We start from the raw sequence: 21268 nt of genomic DNA on the forward strand, positions 1-21268 counted from the left end.
TGGCCCTTTTCGCAGGATGCGGCTCAGCGCGACAGCGCGCCGCCCACGGTGGTCAACGCACCGCCCACCGCACCCGTGACGGGTGACAGCGGCGTGGTGGCCCCCGTCGACGTGACCGACGAGCCGACGCTCGTCACGAGCGAACCGATGGGGGCGGTGACGCCGGTGGTGGGAGTCGTCCCGCCCAGCGCGCCGGTCACGGCCCCGAGCGGGTTGCTGCCGCCCGTGGCACCGCCCAGTGCACCGGTGATCGGCGCCAGCGGGCTGGCCGTTGTGCTGCCGCCCGACAGCGGCCCGCCCAGGGCGGCCACCGTGTTGCCCGTGGCCGTCACCACGCCCCCCAGGTTCGACACCACCGGCGCGTTGGTCGCCGTGAGCGATGTACCGACGTTGGCCACGCCGCCGCCCACCGTCTGCAGCAGGTTGGTGGCCGGCGCACCCAGGCCCGTGGTGTTGCCCAGCGTCTGCGTGGCGTCGGTCACCTGCGAGGTGAGCGGCACCACGGCCGAGCTCAACTGCTGCGTGACCTGCTCCACTGGCCCCGTCGACAGCGACGTGCCCAGCGTGCCGCCCGCCTTGGCCACCGCCTGGCCGACCTGCGACACCGCGCCACCCACCGGCGAAGTGACCGGCGACAGCGGCTGCAGCGGCCCCGTGCCGAGGCTGTTCACCAGCCCACCCGTCGCCGTGACGGTGTTGCCGACCTCCGTGACGACGTTGCCCGTGCTCGACACCGTGGTGCCGATCGGGTTCGGGTTCGTGCCGATGCTGCCCAGCCCGGACTGCACGCCCGTGCCCAGCGCAGACACCGTGTTGCCGGCCTTGTCGATGACGTTGCCCAGGGCCGACGCGCTCGGCACATTGGTGCCGCCCACGGTGGTGCCCAGGCTGCTGACGGCATCGCCCGTGGCTGTCAGCACGCCGCCGCTCTTGTTGGCGATGGTGCCGGTGGGTGTGGTGGACGCGGTGGTGCCTGTCCCGCCCGTGCCGCCCGAGCCGTTCGACCCCGAACCGCCACCGCCGTTATTGGCCGAGCTGCCGCCGCCGTCCGTGGTGCCGCTCATGTCGCCCGAGCCCGAACTGGCGCAACCGCCCAGCACCAGCAACCCGGCCACAAGGGCCGACACCAAGGTCCCTCGTTGGATTTTGTTCATGTCCGCCTCCTGTTTGAAATGCATGCTCGAAATAATGCGAGACCCTGCCCTGCCAAGTGTTTTTCTGCATGCCGCCATCGATTAATACGCGGCATGTTCAAACCGAGTCTATTAACTGGACCCGGGGCGATTGCAAACATTGTCAAACGCCGAAAAGCCTTTGCTGATGCGGCATCGGCACATGCACCCGCTGCCGGTAGAGGTCAAGCTACAGGAAACAGTGTTTTCCGGGTGCATCGTGTGCCGATTATGTTTGGAGGCCAGGCTCTAAACTACCCAGATTGGGTTAAATCCATTCGGCCTTATCGGGCAGCCGGACGCACAAATGGCAGCCGCGGGAACCGGAAAACCGGAGTGCGAGGCGGAATGGCCGGATCAAAATGGTGGCGCTCGATGACAATGCCGCGCGCCGGCGCCTCCTCGATGAAGCGCTCGACCAGCTCGCGCACATCGGCATCGATGTAGTCCGCGCGCGCGGCATCGACGATGAGCGTGGCGCCGTTGGGCACCTGCGCCAGATAGCGCTTGAGCGGCACCTTGCCCATGAACGACACGTCCTTGCGAAACGACAGCAGGAAGTGGTCCTGGTGGCGCGCCATGACGATCGTGCGGCGCACGTTGGCGCGGATCGCCAGCGCAACGCTCAACGCGATGCCGATGAGGATGCCGACGAGCAGATCGGTCAGCAGCACGCCAACGACCGTGGCAATGAACGGGGCGAATCGGTCGACCCCCTGCCGCGCCACCGACGCGAACAAGGACGGCTTGGCCAATTTGTAGCCCGTGAAGATCAGGATGGTGGCCAGGCACGCCAGCGGAATGCGGTTGACGATGGCCGTCAGCACGAACACGCTCGCCAGCAACAGCACGCCGTGCACCACGGCAGACCAGCGGCTCTGCGCGCCGGCATGCACGTTGGCCGAACTGCGCACGATGACAGACGTGATCGGCAGCCCGCCCAGCGCGCCGGCCACCAGGTTGCCGATGCCCTGCGCCTTGAGTTCGCGGTCAGGCGACGCCCAGCGCTTCTTCGGATCGAGCTGCTCGACGGCTTCGAGACACAGCAGCGTTTCGAGGCTCGCCACGATGGCCAGCGCCACCGCCACGCGCCACACGTCTGGATTGCCGAGCGCGCCCAATGCCGGCGACGCCATCGCATCCAGGAACGCGCCGAACGATGCCAGTTCGGGCAGGTTCACCCGCTGCTCGCCCGACGGCGCGATGCCCGGCGCCACCGCATCGAGCAGCACCGTCACGCCGATCCCGAGCGCCACCACCACCAGCGGCGACGGCAGTGCCCGCACGAGTGCAAAGCGGCGCAGCGCCGGCGTATCCCAGCCGATCAGCACGGCGGCCGAAAGCAGCGCCACCAGCGTCGCCGTGGCAGACACGGCGCCCACCGGCGTGCTGAGCATGCCCGGGCCCGCCGCAGCCGGCCCCTCCGCCAGCCCGAACGCCAGCGGCACCTGCTTGATGATGAGCAGCAGTCCGATCGCCGCCAGCATGCCCTTGATGACCGAAGACGGCACATAGGCGGCAAAGCGCCCGGCGCGCAGCGTGCCGAAGAGAAACTGCAGCGCGCCGGCCAGGCCCACCGCCACCAGAAACGTAGAGAACCCGCCCAGCCTGGCGATGCCGTCAACCACGATCACCACAAGCCCGGCCGCCGGACCGCTCACGCTCAGTTGCGAGCCGCTGAGCAGCGCCACGACCAGGCCGCCGATCATGCCAGAGATGAGCCCCGCCAGCGGGTCGACGCCCGAAGCATTGGCAATGCCCAGGCACAGCGGCAGGGCGACGAAAAACACGATGACCCCGGCGAGCACGTCGCGCGGGGAGAATGCCGGTGAGGTGGATGTCTGCATGGCTATCGGTGTTGTCGGAAATGCGTACGCGCGAACGCCTGCCCGCGGGCGTGGCACCGCCGCGCCGGCATGCGTGAGGAGAAAACGTCAGGAGATGCGGCCGCGCAAAGGCAGCCGCGCTGGCTAGGCGATGGCCTCGGCGGGCATCAGGATGTCGCCGCGGGCCGCGTGTTCGGCATCGGGGTCGCCCGAAGCCAGCACGCGGATGCGCCCGTCCGCGAGGCCGAAGATCCAGCCGTGCACGCGCGGCGGCGGGTCGGCATCGCGCACGATGGGGCTCTCGCGCAGGCAGCGCACCTGTTCGAGCACGTTGAGTTCGGCGAGCCGGTTCACGCGATCGTCCGGATCGGGCACCGCCGACAGCGCGCCGCGATGCCGGGCAGCCAGCGCGCACAGCGGCCCGATGCGGCGCGCCACATGCGGCAGCCCGTCGGGCGGAGGCAGCAGGGAAGCGCGCACGCCGCCGCAGCCCTCATGGCCGCACACGATCACGTGCGCAACCTTCAGGACGCGCACGGCATATTCGAGCACGCTCATCGTGTTGTCGTCGGCCGGACACACGAGATTCGCGATATTCCGATGGACGAATAAATCGCCCGGATTGGAACGGGTAATGGTTTCAGCGGGGACACGGCTATCGGCACAGCCGATCCATAACACTTGCGGTTGCTGGCCTTGTGCCAGCCGTGAAAAGAAATCGGGATCGCGCGCGACGGTTTCGTGCGCCCACGCGACATTCTCGACGAGCATGCGTTTCGGACGATGCATTGAATACACTCCTGCGGAATCGGCTTGGCCGCTGCGAGGCTGAAAAACCCGTAAACCCAGATCTGAAGGGCTTCTACGTTGACGTTGCAGTGCAGCGAAACAGCTACGAAACGATCGTACGAGAAAGGTTCCCGCCGTGCCAATCTGGTCCCGATGCAATATCGGCGCGAGAACGCACTGATAATGTGCACACATCTGCAAGAGCGAATCACGACGATTATCTGCAAGCGCGAAACTGCGTGCAGTTATTGCATGGCCGAGTTATCTATCCTGAATATTCAAACCAGGGATTGGAAAATATTCCATCACAAGTGAATGACCGGAACCCTTCAACGCCACCGCTTTGCCCGTATTTGGGGCGCGCTTTCTAAGCCGATCGACAGCTTGTGCGCAACTCAGGCGTCGGCGGGCAACGGCAGGGTCATGCGAAAGCACGTGCCGCGACCAACCTCGCTGCGAGCCTCGATGTGGCCGCCATGCTTGCGCACGATGCCGTAGGAGATGGATAGACCGAGCCCCGTTCCGAGGCCCACGGGCTTCGTGGTGAAGAACGGGTCGAAGATGCGGCTGAGGTGTTCGGGGCGGATGCCGCTGCCCGTGTCTTGCACCTCGACCCAGACGCTGCCGGCGTCGCGGCCCGTGCGCAGCGTGATGCGCCCATGCTCGTGGATCGCCTGACCGGCGTTGACGAGCAGGTTCATGAAGACCTGGCTCAGCTGCGACGGCATGCAGTCAACCTCGGGAATCCCGCCGTACTCGCGCACCACGTCCACCTTGTACTTGAGCTCGTTCCAGACGATCTTGACGGCGGTCTCGAGGCACGTCTCGAGGTTGCAGCGCTGCAGCTGCGCATCGTCCACATGCGAGAACGCCTTGAGACCGTGCACGATGCTCTTGACGCGCTGCAGGCCATCCAGCGATTCGGCCAGCAGCGCCGGCACGTCTTCGCGTACGTAGTCCAGGTCGGCCCGCTGCCGCACCTCGGCCAGCGTGGCGCGTGTGGCAGGCGTCAACTCCGCCTCGTGCGACTCATACGCAGAGACGGTGTCGAGCAGCGCTGCGACGTAGCGCTGCAGGCTGCCCAGGTTGGCATTGACGAAAGAGACGGGGTTGTTGATCTCGTGCGCCACCCCGGCCGCCAGTTGGCCGATCGAAGCCATCTTCTCCGACTGCAGCAACTGGCCCTGTGCCTGCGCCAGCTCGTGCAGCAACTGCTCCTGGCGTGCGCGCTCGGCCTGCAGCGCCTGGTGCGCCAGCGCGAGCTGCCATCGGTCACGCTGGAACTGCTCGACGGCGCGCGCCATCTGGCCGATCTCGTCGTCGCCCCTGACCGGCACCGCCCCGGGAGCGCCGTCGGCATGCTGATCGCGCAGGCTGCGGCTGACCTGCAGCAGCCGCTGCAGCACGCGACGTCCCAGCAGCGCGTACGCGGCAAGGCAGGCAAACGCCACGCTGCAGGCGAGCAGCGCGGTCACCCAGCGCTCGTTGCGCTCCGACACGGCGGCCAGCGCCTCCAGGGCCTGCTGAAACGCATGCGCATGCCGCGCCGACAACTGCTGCGCAGACTGCACCATGGCGCCGGCCTGCATGTACAGCGCCTCCGCAGATCGACGCCCGGCCTGGGCGCGCGCCGACGCTGCCGCAGAAGCCGTGGCGCCAGCGCCCGCACGCTGCAGCTCGCTTTCCCACCACTGCGCGACGATGTAGACCGCATTGCGAAACAGCTGGGTCGACTGGTGCAGATCGAGCACTTCAATGTCGTCATCGGCGGCGGCCAGATGTTCGGACAGCTGTTCGAACGCCTGCAGGTTCTGCAGGATCTCCGCATAGTGGCGGCGCAGCGCCTCCACCGAGGCCGTCTTCTCGAGCTGCGCCGATTCGCGCTCGATGAGCAGCGTGCGCTGCACGAGCTCCTGCGCCTGCCGCAGTCGCGTGAGCTGTTCGTTGGCCAGCGCCCGTGTCGCCTCCGCGGATGTCCGCAGCGCATACACCGCGGTAAAACCGCCCGCCGAGATCAGCAGCGCCAGCACGGCCACGGCCAGCACGAACTGCCGACCGAGCGAACTCGGCCACACCCCGCGCAGCGGCACACGAAGGCGCACGAGAGCGATACCGGCGACGTCCCCTGGCATTCAGCGGCCCCAGATCCGCCGATAGACGGCGCGATACCCGCTGTCGGGGTCGTACTGCCCGAGCGGGCCACCGTCAAACGCGATGTTGCCCGCGGTGACAAGATGCACCGGCGACACATAGCCGCTCACCGGCTGACCGGCCAGAAGCCGGTTCAGCTCGTCCACCAGCTGCCAGCCCTGCAGGTTCAGCGGCTCGGCCACCGTGCTGGTCTGGAAGGCACCGGCCTGGATGCGCAGGAACGCCGCGGCGCTGCCGTCGCCGGCAGAGAGCATGCGCAGCCCTTCGGACCTGCCGGCCCGCGTCAGTTCGGCGCCGGCGTAATCGAAGTAGATGTCGTTGATGGCCAGCGCGTACGTCCACGTCCGCCCGTACCGCTCCAGCAGACGGCGCATGACGCCAGGCATGGCTTGCGCGCTGCCCGAGATGGGCACGTCTTCCAGCGCCAGCAGCCGGCAGCCGCTGCACGCGCGGATCACCTCCGCCATGGCAGCGGCCTTGGCCTTGGCGATCTGGAAGTTCGAATCGGTAAAGATGACCACGTTGGCGTGGCCGGCGGAATCCGCCACCGCTGCCATGGCGGTGAGCCGTGCGACGGCGAGCGGGTCGGTCGATACGTTCACCGCGACAGGGCCATCGGCCATGGGCCCGGCGGTGGCGGCCACATGCCAGCCCACCACCGGGATGCCGCGTTGCGTGAACGGGGCCAGCGCCGGGCGCATCTCGACGGCATCGCCGCCTACCAGCACGACGCCGCCGGGCTGCAGCGCCAGCGCGGAGGCCACGGCGCGCCGCCGGCCCTCGGGCGTACCGCCTGCGTCGTACACGTGCACCTTCCACCCGATCACGCGCGCAGCTTCCTTGATGCCCTTGGCAACGCCAAGGATGCCGCCGTTACGCAAGTCTTCACTCACGATGGCAAGCGTGATGTCGGCCCGCGCGCGCGGGCCCGACGCCGGACCATCCCAAGGCGCGCCGTGTTCGCTGGCGCGCGCGACGATCTGCTGCATGCGCACCGTGTCGGGCAGCGCCTCGGCCGCCCGTGCAGCCCCGCCTTGGGCGAGCGCGCTCAACAGGCCACACGCACATGACGCAGCCGCCAGCCTGCGCCTGCCATCCGTCCACCAATCCATGGGCGCTCCCAAAAGGCGAAGGTTCAAGCGGCGTCCGGGGCGCCGGGCGCCGTCGCCGCGGGGCCGCCCGACGCGCGTGCCGCTTCCGCGTAGACGAGGATGGCGAACGGCACGTCTTCGTGCGCTTCGAAATGCTTGATCTGCTGCACCTGGTGGGCACTGACCACGCTGTCGCGCGTGATGAGCAGCACCCCGCGGCGCGTAAGCAGGTCATCGGCCAGGCGCATGCCTTCGCGCAGTTCCGTCGAGGTGATCTGGCGCACGGGCATCACTTCGCCCTGCTGCTTGAGCACCGCAACGAAGCGCACCACCACATCGGGGTCGTAGCGCAGGCCGGACTGCGCCTTGATCATCTCCATGGCCTGGTCGGCCGACGTGCGCTGCTTGACGATCTCGCCCGACATCAGCCCCTCGAAATCGCGCGCCACGGCCACGATGCGCGCCCCGATGGGGATGGCCGGGCCTGCCAGGCGATCGGGCGTGCCGCGGCCATTGAAACGCTCGTACTGGTGGCGGATGATCTGGGCCACCTGCTCGAGCTGCGGCACCGGCGTGAGCACCATCTGCGCCCGCAGCGGATGCTGGTAGAACTGCTGCGCCTGCTCCGCAGACAGACGGTCGAGCGACGTGCTCAGCAGCACATCGGGCAACGACAGCTTGCCGATGCCATGCAGCAGCCCGGCATGGAAGATGTCCTGCACCTGCAGCCCCGTCAGCCCGCACCCGATGGCGATGCGCCGCGCGAGATCGGCCACCCGCAGCGACTGGCGCGCCATGGCACCGCAGCGCATCTCGATCATGCTGGCGCACACCTGAACCATGTTGGTGAAGCTGGTCTTCAGATCGCGCTGGGCGCCTTCCAGGAACATCACCGTCTGACGAATCTCTTCGGTGCGCGCCTGCACCTGGGTCTCCAGGCCTGCGTTGAGCCGCTGCAGCATGTCGTTCTGCTGGCGCGTGAGGTCGCTCAGGCGTTGCGCTTCACGCGCGAGCGTGCGCTGCTCGACCGCGTGCCGCACGGTGAGCAGCAGATCCTGGTCGTCCCACGGCTTGTTGAGGTAGCGGTAGACCCCGCCCTCGTTGATGGCGCGCACGGCCGAATCGATCTCGGAATAGCCGGTCAGCAGGATGCGCATCACGTCGGGATACCGCTCGCGCGCGCAGGCCAGAAACTCGGCGCCGCTCATGCCGGGCATGCGCATGTCCGAGACGATCAGGTCCACCGGATATACAGCCAGCATCTCGAGCCCAGCCGCCCCGCTCTCCGCCGTGATCACGCGGTAGCCAGTCGGCCGCAGCAGCCGACGCAACGATGCGAGCACGCCCGCCTCGTCGTCGACGAGCAGGATCAGCGGTGTGGCGGCAGCCGAGGCGGCGCCCGACGTTGCAGGCACGGGCTGGGCCGTCTCTGCCGGCCCGGGAGCGGTACCGGGCGTGGTGGTTTGTGCAGTGTCTTCTTCGTAGGCGAGCATGGCCCGGTCCTCTGTGAGTTCAAAGCGCGTTCAGAGCGCCTGCAGAAACTGCTCGAGCGCGCGCTTCATGGTGCGGATGGCCGTTTCGGGCAGCAGCATGACGAGCTGCGCCACAAAGCCGCCGCGCTCGAGTGTGAAGCGCACCTCCAGCAGCAGCGCGACGTCCCAGCGACGGAACTGTTCGCCCGACAAGGCCTGTTGCAACGCGGTCGCGGGCACGAAGCTCGGGCGCGAGAACGACAGGTTGCGCCCCAGCTGCTCGAACACGCTGCGCACGCACGCGCCCACCAGCAGGTTGGCAATGTCGGACAGCGCCTCGCTCTGGCCGTGGAGGTCGGCATCGTCGTAGCCCATCAGTTCTTCGAGCTCTTCGCGGCCGTCCTTGCCGAAGAGCACGATGGCTTCGCCGGAAATGTCCGACTGGAACGCCTGCCGCACCGGCGACGGCGCATCGCCTGCCATGTCGCAGGCCAGCAGGTTGGCCTGCAGCTGTGCGGCGTCGACGAGCTTGATGCCCGGCACCGACAGCGTCACGAACGCCCCCAGCAGTTCGGCCAGTGCAGCGCCGGCCTTGCCCATGCCGATGTTGGCGATCTCCTGCAGCGCGTCGCGCTGCTCTTCGTTGAGCGTCAGGTCATGCATAGAGCCCATACCCCCGCAGGATCGGAACAATCCGCTCGGCCGAGACCGGCTTCGGTATGAACCCGATGGCACCGAGTTCCTTGACGCGCTCCACCGCGCCGGACTGGATGTCAGCCGACACCACGATCACAAAGGCATCGGCGGCGGCCCGGCGAATGTGTTCGAGCACCTGGAAGCCGTCCATGTCGGGCATGGTGAGATCGAGAAAGACGACGGTGCCCTTGCCCGCCCGGAACAGCTCCAGCGCCTGCACGCCGTTGGAAGCCTGCGAGACTTCGACGTCCCAGTCCTCGGGCAAGGCGTTGATCAGAAGCTTGCGTGCCAGCGACGAGTCGTCGGCAACGAGCACGGGTAGCGCCATGGTGTGTCTCCCTTCAGGCGTAAGACGTGGGGTTCAGGGGGGCCGCCGCCTTGACGGCCGGCGCGGGTTCTGAGGCGAGGGCGGGCGCGGGGCCGCCCACGGGCAGCGTCACGCGAAAGGTCGTGCCCTTGCCGACCGTGCTCGATACATCGATGCGTCCGCCATGCGCCTGCACGATGCCGTAGGTGACCGACAATCCGAGCCCCGTGCCCTTGCCGACCGGCTTGGTGGTGAAGAACGGATCGAAGATGCGCTTGAGGTTCTCGGGCGGAATACCGCAACCGGCATCGGCCACCTCCAACCAGACCGACGCCTTGGCATCCGCCTCGCCAGGGCCGGGCGCATCGCACCCGGTGCGCACCGCGATCACCCCACGCTGGCCACCAGACTCGGCTTTCTTGGCGTACGCCTGCGCCGCGTTCACCACCAGGTTCAGCACCACCTGGTTGATTTGCGACGGGATGCACATCACGGGTGGCAGTGTGCTGTACTCGCGCACGAGATCGGCCTGGTACTTGATTTCATTGTGGACGATGTTCAGCGTGGATTCGATGCAGCGGTGGATGTCGACCTGTTCCCACTGGTGCTTGCTGTCCACGCGCGAGAAGTCGCGCAGGTCCACCACGATGTCGCGCACGCGGGCCAGGCCCTCTTTCGATTCTGCGACGAGCGCCGGGGCGTCTTCGGTGAGGTAGTCGATATCGGCGGCCTGGGCGAGCGCGGCGAGCTGCGGGTCCAGCGAAGGCGCCGCCTGCGTGATCAGTTGCTCCATGCCGCGCGCATAGTCGAGCAGCGTGCCCATGTAGCGTTGCAGGCTGTTCAGATTCGACAGCACGAAGCCCACGGGGTTATTGATCTCATGCGCAATGCCGGCCGCCAACTGCCCGATGGCGGCGAGCTTCTCCGATTGCAGCAACTGCTGGTGCGCCTGGGCCAGCTCTTCGTTCAATGCCGAGAGCTGCGCGTTGCGCACGGTCAGCTCCTGCAGCGCATCGGTCACGATCTTTTCGCGCTTTTTCAGCTCGCCATAGGCCAGGCAGACATCGGTCGCGTCGAGCAGCGTAATGCCGACGGCAATCACCACGCCGTGCTCATCCTCAATCGGAATGAAACTGCAGTTCTGCTGCATCCATTCGATCGTGTCGGTAATGGGCCGGGTATGCCGAAAACGGAACAGATAAGGCCGGTGCTCCCACGATGTATATGCCGAGACGCCCAATACAAAAACGCTCTCGATTTTCTTGCGCAGCCATTTTTCGGGCAGCTCGGGAAACAGGGCGAACATATCCTGGCCGAGCACCTCGTCGGCCGAACGCCCGCTGTGATACTGCATGAAACGGTTCCACGACAGGATCCGCATGTGCCGATCCACCGAGAACACGCCGCAACTCACCAGTTGCGCAATGGCGTCGGAGAGTTGGGATGGGGTGATGTCTGCCATGCCTGGGCGCCGGTCTGCAAATGCATGCGGTTGATGTCGGGTCACATCGCATAACCCGCTCTTACCCTGCTTATCGACAGAGTTTTGCTCAGGCAGATAAGGACAAATCCCTAATCGCGCGTGATTATCGGAAGATCAGAGTGAAGACACATGAACATCGGCCGCGGCGCCATGAATAATGTGCGGGATTACACGCTTTTTCTCGGCCGGTTTCAGCTGCGCAGATGCAATTGCGCCAGAAGCTGCCGCCACTGTGCGAATTGGCGCGCCCGTGCCTGCGGATCAGCAGCGTCGCGGCCATAGCGCAGCGCGACGTAGCCGGCGGCGGCCTCGCGGATGGCCTGCGCGGCCTGGGGGAAGTGCACGGCGGCGCGTTCGGCATAGGCCATCGGGCCTTCTGCCGGTGCGCGCGGGCAGCCATGCCGCGCCAGCCTGTCGCACAGGCGCTGCCACTGCGCCTGCACCGGATCGGGCTTCGGCTTGCGCGGCTGCCACAACAGCGGCAGCGCGGCCAACAGCACGAGGCCCGACACGCCCCACAGCACGGCGCGCGGGTCTGCCGCATCCAGCCCCAGCCACGCGAACAGACGCGCCTGGCGGCTGCGGTCATAGCCGAGCACCCAGCGGTTCCACCCGCTGACCAGGCCATCCAGCCCCCAGCGCACGTTGCGCAGCCACGCGGGCTCTTGCGCGCGGCGCGAGCGGAATTCGCTGGCGGGCACGGCTGCCGCAAGCCCCCGTTCCACCCGCTGCGGCGCGACGGCGGCGGTCGGGTCCACGCGCACCCAGCCGCGCCCGTCCAGCCAGACCTCGGCCCAGGCGTGCGCATCGGACTGGCGCACGATGATGTCGCCGCTCACGACATTCACCTCGCCCCCCAGGTAGCCGACCACCACGCGCGCCGGCATGCCCGCCGCACGCATCAGGAAGACGAAGCTGCCGGCGTAGTGCTCGCAGAAGCCGCGGCGCGTGCGGAAGAGGAAGTCGTCGATCTGCGGATCCTGCAGCGGTTCGGGCTCGAGCGTGTAGGCAAACGGCGCGCGGCCAAACAGCTTCAACGCGGCCGAGATGCGCTCGGCAGGCGGCAGGCCAGCCCATTGCGCGGCGAGCGCACGCGCCTGCGGGTTGCCCGGCGGCAGTGCCAGCGCCAACTGCCGCGTAAGCGGATCGAGCGGCCCGGCATCGTCCGCGCCACGGCGGCCGGGCAAACGCGAGCGCGCGTGATAGCGCATGCGCTGGTCGAACACCTGGGTGCTGACGAATTCGCCGTCGAGGCTGCGGCGGATGCCGTCGCGCGCGTCGATGGACACACCGCGGTCGAGCGCAAAGAGCCAGCGCTGGCGTGTCGGCTCGAGCGTGATGTTGTAGTCGACCAAGTCCGCTGCGCTGCCGGCAGCGTCCGCAGAATCGGGTACGCCTTCGGGCGCGGGACGCTGCCGCATCGAGGCGGCCGTCCACGCCTGGCCGTCGAAACGCCACAGCACCAGGCCGCGCCAGTAGAGCGTGTCGGGCGGCGGCGGCGCGCCGGCAAAGTCGGCGCGGAAGGCGAGGTCATCCGACAGGATCAGCTGGCCGACCGAGCCCGGCGCCATGCGGTCAGACAGGCCGCTGGTGGCGGTGTCGGCGGCTTGCGGCAGGCGCCACAGCGGGTGATCCAGGCGCGGGAACAGCAAGAAGAGTACGGCCGCGCACGGCAAACCCATCAGTACCAGGCGCGTCAACACGCGCGCGGGCGACACGCGCGTGCGCGCCTGCGGATGCAGCAACACCAGCCAGTTGCGCAGCAGCAGTGCCACGGTGGCCAGCATGCTGGCGGCCAGCCATGGCGGCTGGTCAAACAGCACTTGCGAGAGCAGCAGGAAGCAGCACAGCTGCGTGACCAGAACGCCATTGCGCACCGTGTGCGACTCCATCAGCTTGAGCACGAGGAACGCGCCGAGCAGCGCCACCGACAGGTCGCGCCCGATATTGCCGCCCGTGCGCATGGCCAGCACCAGCGTCACGAGCAGTGTCGCCACGCCGGTCAGCCCGAGCACCCACTTGCCCGGCAACGGCGCACGGCGCACCCACAGCAGCGTGCGCCAGAGCAGCAGCACGCCAAACACGGCACAGGTGACGAGCGGCAGCGCCCGCAGCAGCGGCGCCAGCACCACGGCCAGCTGCGCGATGAGCCAGCCGTGCTCGCGGTGCGTGAGCGCGCGGGCCGGGCCGAACACGGGGGTCTCCGAAGGCAGGCTCATGCGGAGGCCGCCTCGGGCATGGCAGGCCTGCCCCACATGGCCAGGGCTTGCAGGCACGCATCGCGATGCGCAGACCCGCGTGCGGGGCCGATCGACAGGCCCGGCAGGTTCAGGGTGTAGTCGGGCGCCTCGGCAGCCGGCGCGTGCTCGGCAGCCAGTACCCAGGCACACAGGCGCGAGAGGCGCTGCTCCACGCTCATCCACGGCGGCAAGGCATCCCACGCCAGCACGCACTGGGCGCGGCGCACCTGCTGCCCGGTGCGGCTGACCCACGTATCGAGCCGCGCACTGTGCTTCCACGCAATGCTGCGCAGCGGGTCGCCGGGGCGGTAGGCGCGCAGCTGGTCGGCGGCGTCTTCGGGGGCGCTGCGGGCGGCGCGCAGGTCATCTTCCTCGCCGGGGTCGGGAGCCATGCTGGCGGGCAGCGGTGGGGGCGAGGATTCCGGCTCGGGGTACACGAGCAACGTCAGCGGCGCGTCGGCATAGCTCCACGCGCGGAACAGCCCCAGCGGAAAGCGCGTCGACACCGTCAGCCGCGGCAGCGCAAACCAGCCGCGCGGCTGCGCGGCAAACGACAGCACCGCGACCACCGCGTCCTGCGCGTCGAGCGACATCTCCACCGCCGCCGCGTCGCGCGCGCCCACATCGATGCCCACACGCGCCCACGGCGTGACGTTCGCCAGCGCCACGCTCACGTTGACGGCGTGCCCGGCAAACACGGCATCACCCGCCGCGCCGCGCACTTCCAGGTCGACCAGGTTGCGATGCGTCTGCCACATGGCCGCGGCCACCACGCCGGCCAGCACGAAGGTCAGCAGGAAACCGAGGCTGACGTTGTAGTTGAGCGAGGTCAGCAGCATCACGATCAGCAGCAGCGCGAAGCCCGCACCGGCTGCGGTGGGCAGGATGTAGACGTGATTGCGGTCCAGCCGGATGCGGCCTTCTCGCGGCGTGCGCGGCCGCTGCAGAAAGCGCTGCACACGCCCGCGCACGAAGCGGATGCCGGGCAGCCTTGCCAAGCCCGCGCCCAGCACACGCAGCGGCGCAGACAACGCGGGCATGAAACGCGCCATGGCGCCGCGCCCTTAAGGGATGGCCACCGTATCGAGCAGCCGCTGCGCCAGCGCCGTGGCCGACAACGTGCCGCCCGTGGGCAGCAGCCGGTGCGCCGCCACGGCCTTGAAAACGGCCTGTACGTCTTCGGGCAGCACGGCGTCGCGGCCGTCGATCAACGCCCATGCGCGCGCCGCTGCCAGCAGCGCCAGCCCCGCACGCGGCGACAGGCCCATCTGCACCTGCGCATCGGTGCGCGTGGCGTTCACGAGGGCCAGCACGTAGTCGACCAGCGCGGGCGCCACGTGCACCGCGTCGGCGGCAGCCTGCAGCGCCACCACCTGCGCGGCCGTCAGCACCGACTCGATGTCCTGCGGCGCGCCACCGCCGAGGTACAGCGCCCGCTCGGACGCTTGATCGGGATACCCGAGCGACAGCCGCATCGTGAAACGATCGAGCTGCGATTCGGGCAGCGGGTGCGTGCCGATCTGGTTCAACGGGTTCTGTGTCGCAATGACGAAGAACGGGGCGGGCAGCGGATACGTTGCGCCGTCATGCGTGACCTGCCCTTCGGCCATCGCTTCGAGGAGCGCGCTCTGCGCCTTGGGGCTCGCGCGGTTGATCTCGTCGGCCAGCACCACCTGCGCGAAGAGGGGGCCCGGGTGGAATTCGAAAGCGCCCTTCTCTTTCACGTAGATCGACACGCCGATGAGGTCGGCCGGCAGCAAGTCGCTGGTGAACTGCACACGTTGGTACTGCAGCCCGAGCGTGCGCGCCAGCGCGTGCGCCAGCGTGGTCTTGCCCACGCCCGGCAGGTCTTCGAGCAGCAGGTGGCCGCGCGCCAGCAGGCACGCCAGCGCCAGCCGGATCTGCAGCGGCTTGCCGAGCACGATGCGCTCGAGCGAGCGCTGCGCCTGCAACAGGGCGGCCGGCAACTGCGCCGCTTGCGGCGTGCGGATGGTAGAGAGGGGAGCTTGGTTGGGCGTCATCGGGGCGGGTGCGGCCGGAGCAACAATGCCAGCGAGTGTAGCGGTATCGCACGACACCCGCGCGCCCGGTGTCCGGCCCTGCTCACATCAGCAACGGAACAGGCCGGGGCTGCGTGCGCGCTACCACATCAGTCCGGTTTGCGCGCGGGGATAGCCGCGTCGAGCAACACGCGTGCCGTGCGCGGCAGGCTCCGGATCAGGCGCGGCGCATCGGTGCCGAAGGTCTGGCTGGCGGTATAGGCGCCTTCAATGAGGAAGGCGAGGTCGTCCGCCAGCGCGTCGGGGTCGGTGGCGCCGGCGGCCTGTGCGCGATCGCGCAGGCGCGCCAGCAGCGTCGCCTTGTTGCGCTGGACGAACTGGCGCGCAGCGTGCGACGGGTCGGGAAACTCCGCCGCCACGTTCACGAACGGGCAGCCGCGATAGCCGGGCCTCGATGCCCGCTCCGAGACGTCGATGAAGAACTGCAGCAACTGCGCGCGCGCATCGTCGGGATGCTTCGCCATGCTGGCGTCGAAGTAGCCCCAGAAGCTCTGGTCGCTGCGCTCCAGATAGGCGAGGACGAGGTCGTCCTTCGACTTGAACTGGCGGTACAGGCTCATCTTGTTGACGCCGGCCTTCTCCACCACCGCTTCCACACCCACGGCCCGCACGCCTTCGTAGTAAAACAGCTGACGTGCGGCTTCGAGCAGGCTTGCGTGTGCGTCCTCACGGCTGATGCGGCGCGGCTTCGGGGGGTCGATATTGGGAAGGGCGCGTGGCCCACGTGCTGCCATGGTGATGCTCCTGCGGGCGCGGCGGGGCACAAAGACCCTGTTCCCCTGCCGGCGCCGGTGACATTCGATGCGGCTTGACATGTTACCGATCGGTACCTACTATCGCAACCACGTTGTTACCGGTCGGTAACGAATAAGATATTGCCACCCCCACAAGAATCGGATGCCCCTTCCATGCAACGCCTCGCCCGCCTAGTTGCCCCCCGTTTCCACTACAGCTGGATCGCCCTGGCCGTGGTTTTCCTGATCCTGCTGTGCGCAGCCGGCACGCGGGCCACGCCCAGCGTGATGATGCTGCCGCTTGAGCACGAGTTCGGCTGGAGCCGCAGCACCATCTCGCTGGCCATTTCGATCGGCATTGCGCTGTACGGATTGACGGGCCCGTTCGCGGCGGCGTCGATGCAGTATTTCGGCATCCGCCCGACGGTGCTCGGTGCGCTGGCGGTGCTGGTGTCGGGCACGGCGCTCTCGGCGATGATGCACGAGCCCTGGCAGATGGTGCTGCTGTGGGGCGTGATGGTGGGCGGCGGCACGGGCGTGGCGGCCATCACGCTCGGTGCAACGGTGGTCAACCGCTGGTTCACCACGCACCGCGGGCTGGCCATGGGCATCCTCACGGCCAGCTCGGCCACGGGGCAGCTCGTGTTCCTGCCGATGATGGCGGCGGTGGTGGAGCGCTACGGCTGGCGCCCGGTGGTGCTGATCGTGGCCGGCGCGCTCGCGCTGCTGCTGCCCATCGTTGCGCTGCTGCTGCCGGAATCGCCCAAGAGCGTGGGCCTGCGCACGTATGGCGAACCCGCCGATGCGCCGGAAGCGGCCCAGGGCCCGCGCGCCAACCCCATCACCCTGGCCATGCAGACGCTGCTGCAGGCCATGCGCCGCCGCGATTTCTGGCTGCTGTTTGCGAGCTTCTTCATCTGCGGGGCGAGCACCAACGGCTATATCGGCACGCACTTCATCGCCATGTGCGCCGATCACGGCCTCACCGAGGTCAAGGGCGCGAGCCTGCTGGCTGCCATGGGCATCTTCGACCTGGTCGGGACGACGCTCTCGGGCTGGCTGTCCGACCGCTACAACAGCCGCGTGCTGCTGTTCTGGTACTACGGCCTGCGCGGGCTGTCGCTGATTTACCTGCCGTATGCGTTCGGCTTCGAGTTCTTCGGCCTGCCCGTGTTTGCCATCTTCTACGGGCTGGACTGGATCGCCACCGTGCCGCCGACCGTGCGCCTGACCAACGACGTGTTCGGCAAGGCCGCAGCGCCCATCGTCTTCGGCTGGATCGTGGCGGGGCATCAGTTGGGCGCGGCGTTTGCCACGCTGGGTGCGGGCATGATGCGCGCGTCGCTCGGCAACTACACGCTGGCGTCGATGATCTCGGGCGGGCTGTGCGTAGCGGGTGCCTTCCTGGTGCTGCGCATTCACCGCACGCCCAAGCGCGATGCCGAAGGCGCCAGCCAGCCGGCGACCGCGTAGTCAGGGTTTCAGGAAACCGTACCGGGCCAGCACAGCCTGGCCTGCCGGCGACAGCACGAACGCCACGAAGTCGGCCGCCTGCTGCGGCTGCTTCGTGCCCGACGTCACGGCGATGGGGTACGTGAGCGGCACATTCAGCGGCACGGGGCTCGCCACCTTCACCTTGTCCGCGGCGATGGCCGCATCGGTCGAGAACACCAGGCCGGCTTCGACCTCGCCGCGCGCCACATAGTCGAGCGCCTGGCGCACGTTCTGCGCCAGCACCGCCTTGGCCTGCACCGGCTCCCACAGCCTGGCGTTTTCCAGGGCGTGCCGGGCATAGCGGCCCACCGGCACCGATGCCGGGTTGCCGATCGCCACGCGCTTCACCTCCGGCCGGACCAGATCCTTCAGCGCATGCACGGGCACCGTGCCGGCCGCGGGCACGATCAGGACGAGCTGGTTGGCCACAAAATCCCTGCGTGTATCGGTCTGGATGACGTGCTCGGCCACCGCCTTGTTCATCGCCTCCTGATCGGCGGAGGCAAACACGTCGGCGGGCGCGCCTTTCACGATCTGCTGCATCAGCATGTCCGACGCGCCGAAGTTGAGCACGACCTTGGTGTCCGGATGCTGCGCTTCGTACTGCTGCGCGATCGCCTTGAAGGCATTCGTCAGGCTGGCCGCGGCCGAGACGACCAGGTCTGCCGCATGGGCCGGCGCGGCGGCCCCCACCGAGAGCGCCGCCACCAGACCCAGGGTGCGCAGCCGCGCGCGAAGCATCAAACCTTGCATGAGGACACCGCCTTCGTAAAGGGAAAGACCGCCCGTAATATACGAGTCGATATAACGACCGGTCAACGCAGCCTGGCGGAATGCCGGGCATCACGCGCTGGCCATGGCGGTTCGGGCCGCTTCGTCGATGCAATCGGCAAGACGCCCCGCAATCGGCTGGCGGCTGTGACGCGGGCGTTCGATCAGGCCGATCTCGCGGTAGAACGTGTCATCGCCCAGCGCGATGGCGCGCACGCCGGGCGGCCAACCGTCTTGCGCGGCGGTCTGCGGCGCCAAAGCCACGCCCTGCCCGCGCGCCACGAGCTGCGTCATGCCGTGCAGCTCGTCGAGTTCGATCACGTCGTGCGGGGTGATGCGCCGGTCGCGCAGGAACTGGTCGACGCGGCGCCCGCCGAACGAGCGGCGGTCGTAGCGGATGAACGGCTGATGCTCGAGCAAGACACGCCAGTCATCGCCGGACAGGCTGGCGGGCACCAGCAGCACGAACGGCTCGGCCACCAGCGTGCGCCATTCGAGGTCGGCCGGCACCGCAAACGGCGGGCGGATGAGCACGGCCAGGTCGATCTCGCCAGCGTCGACCAGGCCGAGCAGGTCGAGCGAGACACCGGGCAGCACGCGCGCGCGGCAATGCGGGAATTCCGCGCGGAACTGCACCAGCGCATCGACCAGGAACGACGTGTGCACCGAGGCAATGGCCCCGACACGCACGAGGCCGCGCTGCTCGTTGCCGCCGGCCTGGTCGCCCAGCCGCTCATACAGCGTGACGATGTGCTCGGCCAGCGCCAGCGCATCGCGTCCGGCCGCATTGAGCGTGGCCGAGCGGCCCGTGCGGTCGAACAACGAAAAGCCGAGCGAGGCTTCGAGCCGCTGGATCTGCGCGCTCACCGCCGACTGCGTGAGCCCGATGCGCTCGCCGGCGCCCGCAAACGTGCCGTGCCGGGCGACGGCAATGAAGGTCTTGAGTTCTCGAAGCATGAGGCGCGCGGATCAGGGCAGAGACGCAAGGATACGCGCGCCGCACCGTCCTACCTGGCAAACAGCGAGGCCATGTTGGCAAACGCCTTGATCTCCAGCGCGTTGCCCGACGGGTCCAGGAAGAACATCGTGGCCTGCTCGCCCACCTCGCCCTTGAAGCGGATGTGCGGCTCGATGATGAACTCGATGCCGGCAGCGCGCAGCTTGTCGGCGGCGGCTTCCCACTCGGGCATGGACAGCACCACGCCGAAGTGGCGCACGGGCACGTTGTCGCCGTCGACGGCGCTGGTCTTGCGGTGGCCGACTTCGTCGGGCGCCAGGTGCGCCACGATCTGGTGGCCGTAGAAGTTGAAATCCACCCAGTCCGGCGCGCTGCGGCCTTCCGGGCAGCCGAGGATGCCGCCGTAGAAGGCGCGCGCGGCGGCGATGTCGTGCACGGGAAAGGCCAGGTGGAACGGGGCAAGCACAGGTGTCACGTCGCTCATGGTGAAGGGCAGGCCGCAGAGTTGGATCAGGTGGCACCGGTACGGGGGGGCCACCCACGCACCAGGCCACGCAGTGAGTCTATGCGCATCCATTCATCCAAAAAAAGCGATGTTTTTTTGGACTGAGCCCCGCATATTCCGATTGTTCGACCAAAAAGAAGCCGCCCAACGGCGGCGAAAGAGACACACGGTGAGCGCGCCTGCAGGCACGGCAGGCGCGCGAAAACGAAGCGCGATCAGGCGAACACGAACGGCGTCATGGCTGCGGCGGCATTGGCCAGCGGCAGGCGGACCATGCAAACGGTGGCGTCGCCGGGCACGTTGCTGATGCGAAAGCCCGCATCGCGCGCCAGGCCGATCATGCGGCGGTTGGTGGAAAGCACCTCGCCAAAGATCTCGCGTGCGCCGGCCACGCGGGCCGCACGCACCAGCGTGGCAAACAGGCGGCGGCCCACACCCTTGCCCTGCCACGCGTCGGCCACCAGCATGGCGAACTCGGCCGCACCGTCTTCCATCACGAAGCGGCCATCGGCGATGAGGTCTTCGCCCGTGCCGTCGGGGCGCGCCACGCTCACCACCAGCGCCATGTGGTTGACGTAATCGATCTGCGTGTAGGCCGCGAGCATCTCGTCGCTCAACCGGCCGCCCCCGACGAGGAATCGCGCATAGCGCGATTCGGAAGACAGCCCTTCCACCAGCGCTGCCTCCAGCGGCGCGTCTTGCGGCAGAATCGGGCGCACGGTGGCGATGGAGCCGTCGTGCATGGTCCAGCGGTCGATCCATTCAGCGGGATAACGATGGATGGTGTACAGCATGGGGATCTCCTCACGCGATGGATCTGGTTGATCTTGTCTGGACCGCCAGCACGGGATCACCGCCTGACTTTTCAATTTGAATCCAGCTTAGCAGAAACCCTGGCTTTTGCAAATAAAGTTAGTGGACTATCCTGTCTGATATGAAGATCCCCGAGCCTCTACCCGTTCCGCCGGCCCCCGAGCTCGTTACGTCGATGGACGAGCCATGCTCGATCGCGGCCGCCGTATCGATCGTGGGCGAAAAATGGACGCTGCTCGTGCTGCGCGAGGCGTTTTCGGGCGTGACGCGGTTCGATGAGTTTCTGCGCCGCACGGGGTGCTCGTCGGCGATCCTGTCGTCGCGCCTGAAGGCGCTGGTGGCGCACGGCATCCTGCGCCGTGTCCCGTATCAGGAACCGGGCGACCGGGTGCGCGACGCGTATCGCCTCACGCGGGCGGGCGTCGACCTGCTGCCCGCCATCGTGGCGCTGATGCAATGGGGCGACCGCTACCTCACGCCCGACGGCGAAGGCCCGATGCTGTTGCGCGACCGCGAAAGCGGCACCCCGATCCATGTTGCGCTGGTCAACGCGCTGGGCCAACCGGTGGCGCCGCAGAATTCCATGCGCGAGCGCAACCCGCGTTATCGTCATGGCAGCAATTGCGCTGCAGATGACGACAACAAGCCGCAAGTGGACGGGTAATGCACAACTTTACACGTTCATGAAAACCCCCTATCGTCGCGG

General features: G+C 67.9%; 19 protein-coding genes. 2 read left to right on the forward strand and 17 right to left on the reverse strand.

Features of this window, described 5'->3' with window-relative positions:
* Positions 1-23 precede the first annotated feature (23 nt).
* The 13 genes from KHN96_RS02445 to KHN96_RS02505 all read right to left on the reverse strand — a co-directional run bounded on the left by KHN96_RS02445 (position 24) and on the right by KHN96_RS02505 (position 16021).
* Positions 24-1154, reverse strand: coding sequence for a collagen-like triple helix repeat-containing protein (locus KHN96_RS02445; protein WP_062738632.1), 1131 nt, complete (start codon positions 1152-1154; stop codon positions 24-26).
* Between the two features lie 302 nt (positions 1155-1456).
* Positions 1457-3019 (reverse strand): SulP family inorganic anion transporter, encoded by a 1563-nt coding sequence (locus KHN96_RS02450; protein ID WP_062738631.1) that lies wholly within the window; start codon positions 3017-3019, stop codon positions 1457-1459.
* A 123-nt stretch (positions 3020-3142) separates the two neighbouring features.
* The gene (locus KHN96_RS02455) at positions 3143-3787 is read right to left on the reverse strand and encodes a carbonic anhydrase (protein ID WP_045219269.1); all 645 of its coding nucleotides are present in this window, start codon (positions 3785-3787) and stop codon (positions 3143-3145) included.
* Between the two features lie 395 nt (positions 3788-4182).
* Entirely contained in the window at positions 4183-5919 is a 1737-nt protein-coding gene (locus tag KHN96_RS02460) for an ATP-binding protein (protein ID WP_062738630.1), read from the reverse strand.
* Positions 5920-7050, reverse strand: a complete 1131-nt coding sequence (locus tag KHN96_RS02465; RefSeq protein WP_062738629.1) for a substrate-binding domain-containing protein — start codon at positions 7048-7050, stop codon at positions 5920-5922. It lies immediately after the preceding gene.
* 23 nt (positions 7051-7073) lie between these two features.
* Positions 7074-8522, reverse strand: a complete 1449-nt coding sequence (gene nosR, locus KHN96_RS02470; protein WP_062738628.1) for a response regulator c-di-GMP phosphodiesterase, NosR family — start codon at positions 8520-8522, stop codon at positions 7074-7076.
* Between the two features lie 30 nt (positions 8523-8552).
* A complete protein-coding gene (locus KHN96_RS02475; protein WP_045219262.1) occupies positions 8553-9164 on the reverse strand; it encodes a chemotaxis protein CheC in 612 nt (203 codons plus the stop codon).
* Positions 9157-9525 carry a response regulator gene (locus tag KHN96_RS02480; RefSeq protein ID WP_045219260.1) on the reverse strand — a complete coding sequence of 123 codons (369 nt, stop codon included), beginning with the start codon at positions 9523-9525 and terminating at the stop codon, positions 9157-9159. The genes KHN96_RS02475 and KHN96_RS02480 overlap by 8 nt, the downstream gene beginning before the upstream one ends.
* A gap of 13 nt (positions 9526-9538) precedes the next feature.
* Positions 9539-10966 (reverse strand): PAS domain-containing sensor histidine kinase, encoded by a 1428-nt coding sequence (locus KHN96_RS02485; protein ID WP_062738627.1) that lies wholly within the window; start codon positions 10964-10966, stop codon positions 9539-9541.
* A gap of 212 nt (positions 10967-11178) precedes the next feature.
* The gene (locus KHN96_RS02490; protein WP_062738626.1) at positions 11179-13206 is read right to left on the reverse strand and encodes a transglutaminase TgpA family protein; all 2028 of its coding nucleotides are present in this window, start codon (positions 13204-13206) and stop codon (positions 11179-11181) included.
* On the reverse strand, positions 13203-14267 hold the full coding sequence (locus tag KHN96_RS02495; RefSeq protein WP_244855828.1) for a DUF58 domain-containing protein: 1065 nt from the start codon (positions 14265-14267) through the stop codon (positions 13203-13205). Before KHN96_RS02495 ends, KHN96_RS02490 begins: the two co-directional genes overlap by 4 nt.
* A 24-nt stretch (positions 14268-14291) precedes the next feature.
* The gene (locus tag KHN96_RS02500; RefSeq protein ID WP_062738624.1) at positions 14292-15248 is read right to left on the reverse strand and encodes an AAA family ATPase; all 957 of its coding nucleotides are present in this window, start codon (positions 15246-15248) and stop codon (positions 14292-14294) included.
* A gap of 128 nt (positions 15249-15376) precedes the next feature.
* Positions 15377-16021, reverse strand: a complete 645-nt coding sequence (locus tag KHN96_RS02505; protein WP_062738623.1) for a TetR/AcrR family transcriptional regulator — start codon at positions 16019-16021, stop codon at positions 15377-15379.
* A gap of 174 nt (positions 16022-16195) precedes the next feature.
* Here KHN96_RS02505 and KHN96_RS02510 point away from each other — a divergent pair, with 174 nt between their 5' ends.
* A complete protein-coding gene (locus tag KHN96_RS02510) occupies positions 16196-17494 on the forward strand; it encodes an MFS transporter (RefSeq protein ID WP_062738622.1) in 1299 nt (432 codons plus the stop codon).
* On the opposite strand, the gene modA is transcribed toward KHN96_RS02510, so the two are convergent.
* The 4 genes from modA to KHN96_RS02530 all read right to left on the reverse strand — a co-directional run bounded on the left by modA (position 17495) and on the right by KHN96_RS02530 (position 20543).
* A complete protein-coding gene (gene modA, locus KHN96_RS02515) occupies positions 17495-18268 on the reverse strand; it encodes a molybdate ABC transporter substrate-binding protein (RefSeq protein ID WP_045219245.1) in 774 nt (257 codons plus the stop codon).
* 90 nt (positions 18269-18358) lie between these two features.
* Positions 18359-19243 (reverse strand): LysR family transcriptional regulator, encoded by an 885-nt coding sequence (locus tag KHN96_RS02520; protein ID WP_062738621.1) that lies wholly within the window; start codon positions 19241-19243, stop codon positions 18359-18361.
* Between the two features lie 50 nt (positions 19244-19293).
* Positions 19294-19728 carry a VOC family protein gene (locus KHN96_RS02525; RefSeq protein ID WP_045219241.1) on the reverse strand — a complete coding sequence of 145 codons (435 nt, stop codon included), beginning with the start codon at positions 19726-19728 and terminating at the stop codon, positions 19294-19296.
* Positions 19729-19964: 236 nt separating this feature from the next.
* Complete coding sequence (locus tag KHN96_RS02530; protein WP_045219239.1) at positions 19965-20543, reverse strand: GNAT family N-acetyltransferase; 579 nt, start codon at positions 20541-20543, stop codon at positions 19965-19967.
* Positions 20544-20683: 140 nt separating this feature from the next.
* Here KHN96_RS02530 and KHN96_RS02535 point away from each other — a divergent pair, with 140 nt between their 5' ends.
* Positions 20684-21226 (forward strand): winged helix-turn-helix transcriptional regulator, encoded by a 543-nt coding sequence (locus tag KHN96_RS02535; RefSeq protein ID WP_045219237.1) that lies wholly within the window; start codon positions 20684-20686, stop codon positions 21224-21226.
* Positions 21227-21268 lie beyond the last annotated feature (42 nt).

It is taken from the genome of Ralstonia mannitolilytica (assembly GCF_905397375.1).
Classification (GTDB): Bacteria; Pseudomonadota; Gammaproteobacteria; order Burkholderiales; family Burkholderiaceae; genus Ralstonia; species Ralstonia mannitolilytica.